The following is a 13,652-nucleotide window of genomic DNA, read 5'->3' as shown; positions in this document are numbered from 1 at the left end:
CGTTAATCCGTATTATGTGCGCCTCGCGTATAAGTACTAGCAACATACGTGAATCGGAGTGTAGCGCAGCTTGGTAGCGCACCACACTGGGGGTGTGGTGGTCGTCGGTTCAAATCCGGCCACTCCGACCAATTAAACAAAAAAGGCTACCCTAATGGGTGGCCTTTTTTGTTTAACCGGCAGAAGTGAGGGACTTTCGTTCTTAGACCTCGGGTCACTAATTCGTCGGGAACGAATTTGGGCGCCCTTCAGGGCGGGCGAAGCCCGAGGCGCAGGACGCGCCGAGTCAATTCCGGCCACGGAGCTTAATATAGGGCAAACAAAATAAGACTCTACATGCAGCAGATGCGAGCGTTCACTCCGACCAAAAAAGCGTTGTAAATCAACGACATAGAAGCCCGCCACTTAAGCGGGTTTTTTTGCCTGCAACTTAAGTCCGTATTAAGTCCAAATTTTTCAAAGAATTTCGCCCCCGTTCTGCGGGTGATCTGGCTCGTTTTTCTGTAATTGCTTCGTTCGAAGCCATTCCTTTTTATTTGACCTCCCTAAAACACCTAAATGGGTGTGTGTTGCCTCAAATCTGCCCTTAACTCGCTTGAGCTGACTTTAATGGTTGGTGAGGGGTTGTCCTGCCAATAGATGCTGATTAGCGCCAAGGCGGTGTTTGGTCGGTGACAACGAGGTGAGGACTGGGTAACAATTGAGCTGGCGCAATTGTTTGCTTTGGTGAGGAACTATGCTGAACAAGTGAAAGGTGGTGTTGATACTGGTTGAGGTGATATTTTTATTGGGCCACGGAGTTAGTTGTTATATAAAAGCTAGTTGGTCGGCTTTCGACCCAAAGCGGAGTGCGCCAGGGTAAGCTGGCAAAGGATAGGAGGTGCAAGTCCTCCGCAAGAAAAGGTCTAGCCAACCATCTTGGCCCCGAGTGATGCATGGTTTACCGCGAGGTAAGACGTGAAGCGTTCACAGGGGAGTTCATAGGCTGGGTATTGAGCTGCGAAATGGGTTCATTTCAAGGTGCCGATCTCGTTCCGCTGAAGAGAAGGCAATATTAAATCGAGCATAAATGGCAAGTTCGATTTAAACCTGGCGCAGTCGTTAGACCCCATGCATGTGAAGACGTCCTTTGTACGGAACCTGGGAGATCTCATTTGTGCCTAGCTTAGCTAGGCCGATTTATTCAAAGGTAATCACTGATAGATAAATATGAACGCAAGTGAGAAGTCGGACGAGACCATAGTACCGAAGATAACGCCGAACAACGAGTGTGCACACTCAGCGGAGGTGATGGAGGAAAGGGTCTCGCCCAAGAGGAACACGAGTCAAGCAACAGCAGCCCAGACACAGAGCTGGAGCCCTGCATTGATTGGATTGGCTGGTGTGCGCCAGGCGGCGCAAAGGAAGAAAGATGTACCATTCACCGCCTTGCTACACCACATAACTGTTAGCCTATTAACGCAGAGTTACTACGCGCTCAAGCGCAACTCGGCGTCAGGTATTGACGGAGTGACATGGCAAGCTTACCAAGAAAATCTAAACGAAAATCTGCTTCTACTCCACAGCAAAATACACAGTGGTAATTACCGTCCGAAACCTGCTAGAAGAATAATGATTCCGAAAGCTGACGGAACGGAAAGGCCATTGAGTATCCTTTGCTTGGAAGACAAAATTGCACAGCAAGCCGTGGTTTCTGTCCTCGAAGCGATTTACGAAGAAGACTTTCTGGGATTTTCCTACGGCTTTCGACCGGGAAAAGGACAGCACGATGCACTGGATGCGCTCAGTGTTGGAATTTACAGGAAGCGTGTGAATTGGGTGCTTGATGCCGACATTCAAAAGTTCTTCGATATGATGAATCATGACTGGATGTTGCGCTTTCTAGAGCACCGGCTTGGAGATAAGCGTTTGTTACGCTTAATCACGGCATGGCTTAAAGTTGGTGTCATGGATGGAGCTCACAGGCGTAAAGCCCATATTGGAGCGCCCCAAGGCGCAGTCATTTCGCCTATCTTGGCAAATGTTTACCTCCACTATGTGCTAGACCTTTGGGCTCATAAGTGGCGCCGTCAGTCCAGTCGTGGTGACATGATGATTATTCGATACGCTGATGACAGTGTTTTTGGTTTCGAATATGAAGATGATGCGCATCATTTCCTAACGGAGATGCGCATGCGTTTGAACAAGTTTGGCTTAACGATACATCCCGATAAAACCCAACTTATTTGCTTCGGCAAATATGCAATAGGGATGCGGAAGAATCGTGGTGAAGGAAGCCCAGAAACTTTCGACTTCCTAGGTTTTACACACTACTGCACCCTCGGGTATAAACGAAAGACGTTCGTGATAAGGCGTAAAACGATACGGAAACGTATGCGTGCTAGCTTACGCGTTATCAAAGCCGAATTACGGAAACGATGGCATGATCCTTTGGCTGAAACAGGAAAGTGGATTAAGCGAATCCTTCAAGGGCACCTTAACTACTTTTCAGTTCCCGGTAATGATCGCAGCATCTGGCTATTCTTCGGAGAAGTGCGCAGGCATTGGCTTAAGCGTATTCGAAAAAGAAGCCAGCGTGGGTTCATGAGTTGGGAGAAGTTTGTCAAAATCACGGCTCCGTATTTTCCGAAAATCCGAGTGGTACATCCTCATCCTAGGCAGCGCTTTGGCGTTCGTACTTGAGGGAGGAGCCCAGTGCGTTAGTAGCGCACGCTGGGATCTGCGCGGGGGGTACCGGGTAACTGGTATTCCTACCGCGACCATTAGTGTAATCAAAAATCAAAGACCTGACGCTGGTTATGCACTTTAAATTACAGAATAATGATAATTAAGTTAAATGTACTCATTGCATTTCGCCACGTCTTGATATAAATCCATTTTGTGATCCTCAAGCCACAATTTATACATTTGCTGATTTTCGTTATCTAATCCAGTATCCAGCTCTTCACCTCCAAAAACATAATTCTTTGTTTTATCGGCAGAAACAAGATGGCCGTTTGTATGATGATATCCAAGTATTGAAAAAGGCAGTCGTGCGACTAGATCTCCCTTAACAGATTTTACCTTATTGACATGTCGGTAGTAGAGACATTTATTTGATTCCAAAATAGATTTAAACCACTGTGAAAATATTTTATCCCCAACTTTTGGCTGTCCAAATGTTGTTATAGAATTGAATTTTATATCCGACTCATTGATAGATAACGCAAGATAGAGAACGGCCAAGGCGCCGCCCAAGCTATGACCCGTAACATGGACGCTTTTCACTTCCCCCATGTCATATATAATTTTAACCACTTCGTCTATTTCATTTTTAAACGATTGTATACATGACAGAAACCCGTTGTGAACATTACCGAAAGATTTTCCTCCTTTCACGAATTGTTTCATGGAGATATTTAAGTCCGTAGGGTAATCTTTTATACCTGATGTTCCTCTAAATGATAAAAACAAAACCTTGTCGATCATACAGTATGATAACAATACCTTCCTGTGTATTCTATAAGTTCCATTACCATTCTGTCGATTTAACTCCATATCACCTAAATCCACCAACCATCGCAGCTCGACATCTTCTCTGCTAGAGTCTAGGATTTCATTCTTGTCCTTGTATACTAGATTGGCAAGTTTCGAAATTTTGTAGTTTATTTTTCCAAAGTCTTTTGGCTGATTATTTCTATTGTTCATTTGAGTTAATCCTCGATTCATGGTGCTAAACATGATCCACGAGGAAACCATATTGCTCATGGATCATTAAACACATAAAACCATTTTATTTAGAAGTTACGTTGTGAGCATGTTCCAGCAATGTAAAGCCGATGCTTGCCGCGATGCTATTGATTCCTTCGCCGGCACTCTCCAAATTGATCATTGGGTTTTCGTCAGAAGTGGACTGGATGAGATTTTTTTTATCTTCTCCAGGGCCAGCTGCAATTTCCTGAATAATGCTCATGCCAGCAGTCATTATATGTGGAACACATTTGGCCCCAAGGGAAAGTAAATCTCCAAGCCAACCACCAAATTTTTCAGTTTCTGGAATGCATTTCATCGAGGCAGACGATTTAATGATTGCAGATCCTGGCGACACATAAATTGGCACGCTTGTTCCTGTATCCGATTGATAATCTACATTGCATTTTGGGCCAACAATTCCATTGATTAATGAGAAATCCAAATTTGGATCATCGTGGTTCCTTTCATTGCTTTTGTCGATATCCGGAGTTCTAAAAATAGCAGTAATCTCTGCTGGCGGGATGCCAGGACCGCTGAGGTGCACCGCTAGTCTTTGCGTTGTCACGGAACTTACCCGTTTTTGATGTTGCGTGTAAATAGTCTGTTTGTATGGGATTATTTTAGCGCATGCCCCATTATAGTCATATCCAGCCACGATAATTCCAGGATATGACGTGTCGTCTTCGATGTTGGAAGTGTCAGATGTCAACGTGTATTGATCACCTAGTTTTTTAAAGCTAAGAGGGCTTGCGACCACGACATAAGATTTTTTGGAGTCATTAGATTGGTTCATAATATTAGTCCTTTTTAGTCTCGTTTAAGGGATGTTTATGTCACGATTAATTATCGTGTGAAATGAATTTAGCAAATCATAGTTATTATTGTTTATGATCTAGTAACTGTTATTTTCTTTTGCGTAATTTTTTCTGTATTTGGCGGGCGATAGTAGGTATTCCTTTTTGAATGCAGATGAAAAATTGGCAATGTATTTATAGCCAACACAATCAGATATACTCTGAATATCTTTATCTGACGTGACGAGCATCTTCCTGGCTAGCGCAAGCCTATGCTGTCTAAGCCATTTAAAAGGAGGGGCTCCTGTCACATCTATAAAAGCGTAAGTCAATTTGCTGCGATTGGTGCCAACTGACTTTGCCAATCCATTCAGATTAAAACGCCTCTCCGGATTCTTGTGCATGAGATGGCATGCCTCCTCTACCATTCTATTATTTTCATTTTTGTTTGATTCATAATGACCACCCGGAACTATTTTTTTATAATCATTTCCTATAAACATCCATATAGCTATTCGACACCTAATTTCATCCAGTACTATCGGATAAGTAACATAATCACTAAAACCTAAAGAAAAAATTGTTTTGAGGCAGTTGGATCGAGACGCAATAGCGATTTTTACATGTTGAGAGGGTAATGCGATATTGGGGAGGTTGGGAATATATTTGGCTGTTTCCAAGTCCACTAAAACTACACTTGATTTATTTTTGCAAATTATTTCATTGCAAAAATCTACGTGGATTACTTCAGCACGATCTGACAGTGCAAATGAAATTTCATGCGCTTTTTTTTGTCACTTATTATATAAACTTCAAAATTATTCATGTCTGCCACCTTTGTTTTCTTCGGATAAAAATAAAATATCGATAGGCAGTGTATCTAATATTAAACTCGAGCTTGTTAAGCTTGTTAAGCTTGTTAATCTGCTGCCGTAATATAGGTGGTTTTTCAAAAAAATTAGCCTCGTAACATCGGGGCCTGTTTGTGATGACAATTTGGGGGGGTAAAAATTTTACCATAAAATACCGGAATTCTATTTGATTTCCATATCCAAAATATGTCTAGTTGATGACTGAGGAGACTTTATAACTCTTTTAACGCCACTTATTGGTTTACCTTGGCCCTGGGTTGTCTTCAAAACGATCTACCCTTCTCGCACTGTTTTAAATGCGATAATTTTGTCTCGCACGGTATTATTTACACGATATTCAGGCGATGGAATAAGATTCTTCGATTGATAAATTCCGTGAATACCTTGTTGATTGATATTTTACGCCCGTTCACGCATTGCCACTTCACTAACAATTGCATTTGGATGCAGCGTTCAAACTGCGTTTTAACTTGAACTAGCTTGCTTAATTGATATCTAGACGCATTAAAACTGGGTGCTCGCTTACCAAAATATGTCCACGCTTATTGCTACGAATGGGTGGGGTTAGTACGAATGAAAAGGCTTAATGAGATGACTCGCCTTCCATCCTAACCTAGGATGTAGGTGAGAAAAATAACGAAGGTGAATCATAATGACTATCAAAACGTTAGGTGTAGATCTTGGCGAACTCACCAGCGTGTCAAGTTGTATTTGAAACTTGCGGTGGTGCCCACCACTGGGCAACGTATGCGGCTAGGTACGGACATATTGCGAAGTTAATACCAGCTAAATTAGCTCAGTCCTATGTAAAATCGAAAAAGAAAATAAGGGGTCAGGCCTAAGAAAATAAGGGGTCAGGCCTTACATTTGACATTTTCCTCCTGGTAGCTATGCTTGCTAAAAGTCCAAAGGGAGGGGGCTAAATGGCCAGGCCACTACGAATAGAATATGCCGGTGCGCTATACCATGTTACTGCACGGGGTAATGCTCAAGGCGATATTTACATTACCGAAGAAGACCGGGAAGCTTTTCTTAAGCTGTTAAAAAACAGCTGTGAGCGCCATCAATGGCTTTGCCATGCTTATTGCTTGATGGACAACCATTATCACCTTCTCATCGAAACCGAAGCTCCCACTTTGTCTAAAGGTATGAAGTACCTGAACGGCACTTATACACAGCAATTCAATCGTGCACATCGTCGGGTAGGGCATGTGTTCCAAGGGCGATACAAAGCGATTTTGGTGGAGAAAGACTCCTACCTGCTGGAGTTGTGTCGTTATATTGTACTGAATCCTGTGCGTGCTCGAATGGTTCGCAGCGCAAAGGACTGGCGCTGGAGCAGTTACCGGGCAACAGCGGGTTTGGGGGAACCAACGGAAGCGCTCACTAAAGATTGGCTGCTGGGAAATTTTGGCAAGCAACGTAAGCGTGCGATAGAGGGCTACAAAGCCTTTGTAAAGGCGGGCAGAAACCAGCCATCGCCGTGGGAAAAGTTAAGGAACCAAGTGTATCTGGGCTCGGATGAATTCATTGAGCACGCCCAATGTCAAATGACGGACGAGCAATCGTTAGACGATATTCCCAAGCCGCAAAAACTGGCGCCGGTAAAACCCTTGATTCATTATGTAAAGCAGTACCCACCGGCCGAAGGCATGGCAAAAGCTTACCTGAGTGGCCACTATAGTTTGGCTAAAGTTGGCGAGGCTTATGGTGTGAGTTATGCCACGGTGAGCAGAGCGGTGAAAGCGTGGGAGGGAATGTAGGCGGGGTAGATGTGAGATGTCAAATGTAAGGCCTGACCCCGTGTGTGGTGTATTTCCTTTGCCAACCAACGTTAAATCGACGTGTGTTACCATGCGTTATCGTGAAATATTTTAACAGACTCTACGCGCCATATAAAAACCACATCATATATAACAGTCAAAATCAGTATGCGCAATAAAAAGTATTCGCTTGTCATGTAAATTAAGATTGTAGAGAACACCAATTATGCTCGTTATAAAACGCAGAATTTTCTTCCGTGTTTTGGCCTGTACTATTAAGCCAATTCAGTTAAAATCTATTCTTTTTATTCTGCTCTGCAGTTTTTTAAGTGCTTGCTTATCTTCGAACAAACAAGCGGTAGAGTCTGAATACAGCACTGCTAGCCGATGGCAGCCCTACGATGGCATGACACCATCTGCACCCACCCCGCACGACTATTTTGCTACGCCTTTTATGGCGGTTACAACAATCGCATCGGAAGCGAGTTTTAAAATTGCAGATAAGAATAGCAGCACAACTATCTACTACAGTGAAGACGATGCTGCGGTTGTTGCCATTGCCGCAACGGCGCTGAGTGACGATATTAAGCGTATAACGGGTGTTCAACCCTTGATATCGACAGCGGCAATTACTGATAACACCGCCATCATAGTTGGCACTATTGGCCAAAGCCCGCTAATCGATACGTTAATTGCTAATCGAAAACTTAATACGTCTGCCATTAATGGAAAATGGGAGGCTTACACAGCTGCGGTTATCAACACCCCTCTGCCCGGTGTTGAACAAGCATTGGTTATCGCGGGCAGCGACCGCCGCGGAACCGCCTATGGCGTGTTTGCTTTATCCGAAGCCATTGGGGTATCGCCCTGGTACTTTTGGGGTGATGTTGCCACGGCCAAAAAACCTGCATTATATGTGAGTGGTAGCTACACCCAGCATTCACCTGCCGTTAAATATCGCGGCATTTTTATTAACGATGAAGACTGGGGTTTTCAACCCTGGGCGGCAAAAACCTTTGAACCGGAATTTGGCAATATAGGCCCTAAAACCTACGCAACGGTTTTTGAATTAATGTTAAGGCTTCACGCCAATACTATATGGCCAGCCATGCACGAGTACCCTCGTGAATCGACACCGTTTTACCTGCATCCGCAGAACAAAGTGGTTGCCGATAACTATGCGGTTATTATCAGCACCTCCCATCACGAACCCATGATGCGTAACAGCCACGAATACAAACCCGAAAAACTGGGCGACTACAGCTACTGGAGCAACCGCGATAATATTTATACGTTCTGGGAGCAACGGGTTATTGAAACCGCGAGCTACGAAAACATCTATACCATCGGCATGCGCGGACGTGCCGATGCGGGCATGTTCGCCCCCAAAGGCATTACCGACGAAGAAAAAGCAGCAAAAATTCAAAACGACATTATTCCAGACCAGCGAAAAATGATTGCCGAGCATGTTCACGCCAACCCGGCTGATATACCGCAGATATTTATTCCCTATAAAGAGACCCTAGTGCAATATCAGTCTGGCTTACAATTGCCAGAAGATATCACCATTGTTTGGCCCGATGATAACCACGGTTATATTCGACAGCTGTCAACGCCAGAGGAGAATCAACGCTCGGGTGGCTCAGGTGTTTACTATCATGCATCTTATTGGGGGCTGCCCAGCAGTTACTTGTGGCTGTACACCACGCCACCGGGTATGACCTTGTCGGAAATGATAAAAGCCTGGGATTTTAGTGCAAGCAAGTACTGGTTAATTAATATTGGCGATATTAAACCCCACGAAATCGGCACAGACTTTTTTCTTCGATTGGCCCGCAACCCAGAAGCGTTCCGTAATTTCGACCAACAACAATACCTAAGCCAGTGGGCGGCAAAACACTTTACATCGATCAACAAAATCCAAGCCAATACCGTAGCGGATATTTTGGGTGAGCTTTTTCACTTGAATATTAATAGACGCCCGGAGCACTTGAACCGCGAAAAAAGTGGTTTCAGTTTAACGAGCAAAGGGGATGAAGCACAGAAACGGCTCGACCATTTTACAGCGCTAGCACATAAAGCCAGCGTGATTTATGCATCGCTTTCCGATGCAGATAAAGCAGCGTTTTATGCAATGGTGCTTTACCCCGTACGTGCTTCTAACTACGCCAATCAACGCGTATTACTCGCCGAACGCAGCCGGTTATGGGCGTCTCAAAATCGCACCGCTACTAATGAGTTAGCCAAAGCAGCAAATAACGCGCAGCAGGCGCTACTGAAAGAAACCCGCTACTACAACGAACAAAATGCGGATGGCAAATGGAATCATATGTTAAGCCCCATGCCCACAGAACAGCTCCAGAGTTGGGCTCGCGAAACTCAAAACGCTTGGATAATGCCAAAAACCGGTAGCTTTACCCCAAGCGCCGAAGCCGCACTAGGGGTTGTACCTGAAGGCGCAGCAGTGCCTTTAGTTAGCGACCAACCCGGCACACTGCCCACCTTCAATCGACCAGCCGACTCTCGCTATTTTATTGACGTGTTTAACCAAGGCCAAAAACCACTCCCCTGGACAGCCAGTGCCAATAGGCCCTGGGTTAACATAAGCCAGATGGCTGGCAGCAGCGACACACGCTTGATAGTCAGTGTCGATTGGCGTGTAGCCCCCAAAGGCACTGCCGTACCGGCCAGCATAGTTTTTAACGCTACGGGTTATCAGCGTACAATTGATTTAACAGTCTTTAACCCGGAAGGCTTAACACCTGCCAGCCTGCCGAAGGCCGTGGAAAACAACGGGCGGGTTTCGATTGAAGCTGAAGATTTTCTCCGTCTTGAAGACAAGGGCAATACAGGTTGGCGCAAGGCAGACTCGGCGACTGCATCTCGACATGGTATGACCATTCAACCCGTCACCAGCCAAAGTATTGCACCTGACAAGCTATTGCAACAAAGCCCTTCATTAACCTATCAATTCCATATGTTTAATACCGGAGGGGTAGAAATAGCAACCCAGTGCCTGCCCACCCATCGGCTGACTTCTGCGCACCGCGGCTTACGTTACGCCATTTCGTTAAATGGCGATACCCCACAAGTTATTGATATTAACGCTATTGAGTATTCCAAGACTTGGAAGTTGAATACCTTGCGAGCGGCGTCGATTGGTACATCTACTCACACAGTTGCTGAACCAGGATTACAAACCCTAAAAATCTGGATGGTAGATGCCGGCGTTGTACTGGATAATTTCAATATCGTTTTAAAATAATCGGTAGTGCAGGGACGCAACACTACAAACCACGATTTTATTGAATTTTTTGAAGCCTTAGATTTTAACATCACAGACGGGCTTCAGCGTATACACCAACAGCTGCATAGACTGGTAGTGTTATAACGGAACCGCTGACCAAGTGCCTGTTTAATCAGCAAGAGCATCAAACGCGTTTCAGTGAACTTGGCAGGGTGCTCGTCAATCTAAGCATTTTCTGAGATGGTTGTTGAGCAACCACTGAAACTCACACTGGTGTTGAACCAACTTAGAGATGTATTCTAACCGGCGGCGCTTGCTATCGCGCTTTTCTTTTCCCCCTCGCCCCTGCTTACCCCGCAAGTAAATACCACTAGCCCCCAACACAATTCATTGCAAAGCAAACATATGCAACAGGTTCCACAATGCTGATTACGCATACAGAATATAGGACAACTATTCCACGCCTATCCGCCGCTAATCCTAACGATTTGTAACCCATTGTCATCGGCTGAAATGCCAGAGCTTGAACTGCCAACCCGCGCCTTTACACAATTTCCAAATCCTAATGAGTATGGGACTTTCTATCTCTTTATATTGCGGTTAATTTGTAAATGTATTTTCAGTTTGTAACTTAAGGCGCCAGCAAGAACATAATCGTGCCTTACGATTTCCCTGCAAAATCATTTTTGCTAGCTATTTAAGTTGTATTGAAAAAATATAATTGCTTACCCGTTTTAATAAACATACTCTAGGTTTAAGATGCATCACAGCAGCAAGAATAATATTTGTCATGCCGCATATGAAACTCATACCATATATAGTTGTAAGTTAAGCAAGCAGGCTTTCCTACTTGAGAGTTACTGCTAGATTAAGCCTGCTAGACACTAGTGCATTAGGATTACCACCTGCAAAAACGTTGGCAGTGTTCGCGCAAACGCCCTCTAGCCACTTCCTCTATATAACCAAAAAACTCATATTTTTCGATGCTTCACTTTTGCTTTGGTATTTAGGACCATTGAAACAAAAGTACGATATAAAAATTTGAAGCTACCGACCGAGCACGACAAGAGCAGAAATGCATGCGAGTAGAATAATCAATATAACGACGATGTATTTTTCAATTGGCATTATTTTTACTAAAGAGGAAATAAAATGAACAAAGTAGCTAAACGAAAATCATATACCTCGCTTAAAAAGCTGACGTACTTCACATCAACGCTCTTATTATTGGGAACGCCAGTTAGCGCTCTTTCCCAAACGGCATCAAATTATGCTTTTTGTGCCACAGAAGGCCAAACTTGCAATTTTTCCGGTACCCGCGAAGTTCGTTACGGCGCAAACGGGCAATACAATTATCAAACAGCTACGGACAGCATTAAGTGCAACAACTCAGCCTTTGGCGATCCTATATATGGTGTAGTAAAAGAATGCGCCTACGCAGACGACTCTTCGAGCTCTTCAAGTAGCAGTTCTTCGAGCTCTTCAAGTAGCAGTTCTTCGAGCTCTTCAAGTAGCAGTTCTTCGAACTCCTCGAGCAGTAGCTCGTCAAGTTCGGGCGGTGGATTTGACACAGTCCTTCAAGAAAATTCCGCAGGGTTTTGTACCGTTGATGGATCTATCGACAACAACCATAGCGGATTTACCGGCAGCGGTTTTGCAAACACCGATAATTCAATAGGCAAACAAATTAGCTGGAAAGTTCAAGTTCAAAACAGTGGTTTCTATGCCCTTGATTGGCGTTTTGCCAATGGCAGTAGCGCTGCTCGTTCTGCTAGCGTGACAGTCAATGGCAGCCTTGCAGAGAGCGTGGTTGATTTTCCATCCACCGGTTCGTGGGCTTCGTGGACGGCAGGCAGTTTAAGCGTATTTTTAAATGCTGGCATCAACGATATAGCGTTGATAGCCGAGGTTAATAACGGCTTAGCGAATATCGACTCGCTTACCATTGTAGGCAGTGGCGTTAGTGCAGCAGACTGCGATGCTCCTAATACAAGTAGTTCTTCATCAAGCAGCAGTAGCAGTTCTTCTAGTTCCAGCAGTTCTTCTAGTTCCAGCAGTTCTTCCTCTAGCAGCAGTAGCGTTGGTAGCTGCCCAACGGCAATGGAAGGATTCGCTACTCTGGGTAATGGTACTACTGGTGGCGGAAATGCTTCCCCGATGACAGTGAATAACGCAAGCGACCTTAGAAACCAGGCAAATAGCAACTCTGCGCGCGTGATAATCGTTAACGGTACCATTGATGCAGGAGGCTCATCGATCGAGGTTGGTAGTAATACAACTATTCGTGGTGCAAATAAAAACGCCAGAGTAAAAGGCGGGTTTAATATGAACGGCAAGGACAACATCATTATCCAAAACTTAACAATTGAGGGTAAAGGTGAAGGCAATAGCCCTGCTGATACAATCGCAGCACGAAATACGCGTAATCTTTGGGTTGACCATGTCGCATTATTGGATGCTGGCGATGGCTTGTTGGATTTCACTAATGCATCTGATTTCTTAACCGTGTCATGGACAAAATTTTATTACACTGATAGCAATAATGGTCATCGACTTGCCAGCCTTAACAGTTCCGGCGGCGGAAGCCAGCCTAACGACTGGGGCAAAATGAACACCACCTACCACCATAACTGGTGGGGCGATTTAGTTGATCAGCGTATGCCACGTGTTATGTATGGTCACGGCCATCAATACAATAACTTCTTTAATTCTCCAGGTAATAGCTACTGTATAGGCGTGGGTTCGTACGCGGCTGATTTAATTGAAAACAACTACTTCAAAGATGTGAATACTCCTCATCAACACATGTACCGCGTTTGGTCGCATATTACCGCCAGGGGTAATATTTATGACAATACCAGTGGCTCTAGAGACGTAGGGCTAGGCGGTAATTCCTATCAAGAAGGCCAGGATTTTGAGGTGCAGCCGTTCACCGATGCCCCTTACAGCTACCATCTTGATGCAGCTGAGGAAGTTCCGAATATCGTGATGGAATGTGCCGGACCACAGTAAGCGTTAAGGAGTTGGCCATGGGTGCGTGACTAGTGCTCCACCCATGGTGTTTAAAAGAATGCTGGGCGAGTCGACCCAACATTCAAAGAAAAACGTGGGGGTCATGTCTACCCTTTTGTTTAAAGGACGATATTGAGCTCGTCGATCTCACCGATCGCGCTATTCGGGAAAACAAGCACGGCTATATTGATAATCAACTACCTTTCATTCTGGGTGAATTCCATATAAGTTC

At 44.6% G+C, this 13,652-nt stretch carries 7 protein-coding genes and 1 tRNA gene; 5 read left to right on the top strand and 3 right to left on the bottom strand.

The features are described from left to right. Nucleotides 1–54 precede the first annotated feature (54 nt). Nucleotides 55–131: transfer RNA gene (locus tag H5336_RS02405), tRNA-Pro, on the top strand. Between the two features lie 1,234 nt (nucleotides 132–1,365). Further along, entirely contained in the window at nucleotides 1,366–2,682 is a 1,317-nt protein-coding gene (gene ltrA, locus H5336_RS02400; protein WP_246439003.1) for a group II intron reverse transcriptase/maturase, read from the top strand. A 150-nt stretch (nucleotides 2,683–2,832) separates the two neighbouring features. On the opposite strand, the gene H5336_RS02395 is transcribed toward ltrA, so the two are convergent. From H5336_RS02395 to H5336_RS02385, 3 genes are all read right to left on the bottom strand, one after another. Beyond that, on the bottom strand, nucleotides 2,833–3,687 hold the full coding sequence (locus tag H5336_RS02395; protein WP_185231072.1) for a lipase family protein: 855 nt from the start codon (nucleotides 3,685–3,687) through the stop codon (nucleotides 2,833–2,835). An 85-nt stretch (nucleotides 3,688–3,772) separates the two neighbouring features. Further along, the gene (locus tag H5336_RS02390) at nucleotides 3,773–4,525 is read right to left on the bottom strand and encodes a hypothetical protein (RefSeq protein ID WP_185231070.1); all 753 of its coding nucleotides are present in this window, start codon (nucleotides 4,523–4,525) and stop codon (nucleotides 3,773–3,775) included. A gap of 99 nt (nucleotides 4,526–4,624) precedes the next feature. Then, nucleotides 4,625–5,212, bottom strand: a complete 588-nt coding sequence (locus H5336_RS02385; protein WP_185231068.1) for a helix-turn-helix domain-containing protein — start codon at nucleotides 5,210–5,212, stop codon at nucleotides 4,625–4,627. Between the two features lie 1,109 nt (nucleotides 5,213–6,321). On the opposite strand from H5336_RS02385, the gene H5336_RS02380 reads away from it, so the two are divergent. From H5336_RS02380 to H5336_RS02370, 3 genes are all read left to right on the top strand, one after another. Next, entirely contained in the window at nucleotides 6,322–7,161 is an 840-nt protein-coding gene (locus tag H5336_RS02380) for a transposase (RefSeq protein WP_185231066.1), read from the top strand. Nucleotides 7,162–7,387: 226 nt separating this feature from the next. Then, nucleotides 7,388–10,426 carry a glycosyl hydrolase 115 family protein gene (locus H5336_RS02375; protein WP_185231064.1) on the top strand — a complete coding sequence of 1,013 codons (3,039 nt, stop codon included), beginning with the start codon at nucleotides 7,388–7,390 and terminating at the stop codon, nucleotides 10,424–10,426. 1,134 nt (nucleotides 10,427–11,560) lie between these two features. Further along, nucleotides 11,561–13,420, top strand: a complete 1,860-nt coding sequence (locus H5336_RS02370) for a carbohydrate-binding protein (RefSeq protein WP_185231062.1) — start codon at nucleotides 11,561–11,563, stop codon at nucleotides 13,418–13,420. The last annotated feature ends 232 nt before the right edge of the window (nucleotides 13,421–13,652 follow it).

The organism is Teredinibacter franksiae, from assembly GCF_014218805.1.
GTDB lineage: Bacteria > Pseudomonadota > Gammaproteobacteria > Pseudomonadales > Cellvibrionaceae > Teredinibacter > Teredinibacter franksiae.
Note: the sequence above shows the minus strand (reverse complement) of the source record. Positions and strands in the feature narration are given on the sequence as shown.

Excerpts from the sequence above, each read along its gene's own strand:
- H5336_RS02380 (WP_185231066.1), top strand. The coding sequence starts at position 6,322 with ATGGCCAGGCCACTACGAATAGAATATGCCGGTGCGCTATACCATGTT.
- H5336_RS02375 (WP_185231064.1), top strand. The coding sequence starts at position 7,388 with ATGCTCGTTATAAAACGCAGAATTTTCTTCCGTGTTTTGGCCTGTACT.
- H5336_RS02390 (WP_185231070.1), bottom strand. The coding sequence starts at position 4,525 with ATGAACCAATCTAATGACTCCAAAAAATCTTATGTCGTGGTCGCAAGC.
- H5336_RS02395 (WP_185231072.1), bottom strand. The coding sequence starts at position 3,687 with ATGAACAATAGAAATAATCAGCCAAAAGACTTTGGAAAAATAAACTAC.
- H5336_RS02370 (WP_185231062.1), top strand. The coding sequence starts at position 11,561 with ATGAACAAAGTAGCTAAACGAAAATCATATACCTCGCTTAAAAAGCTG.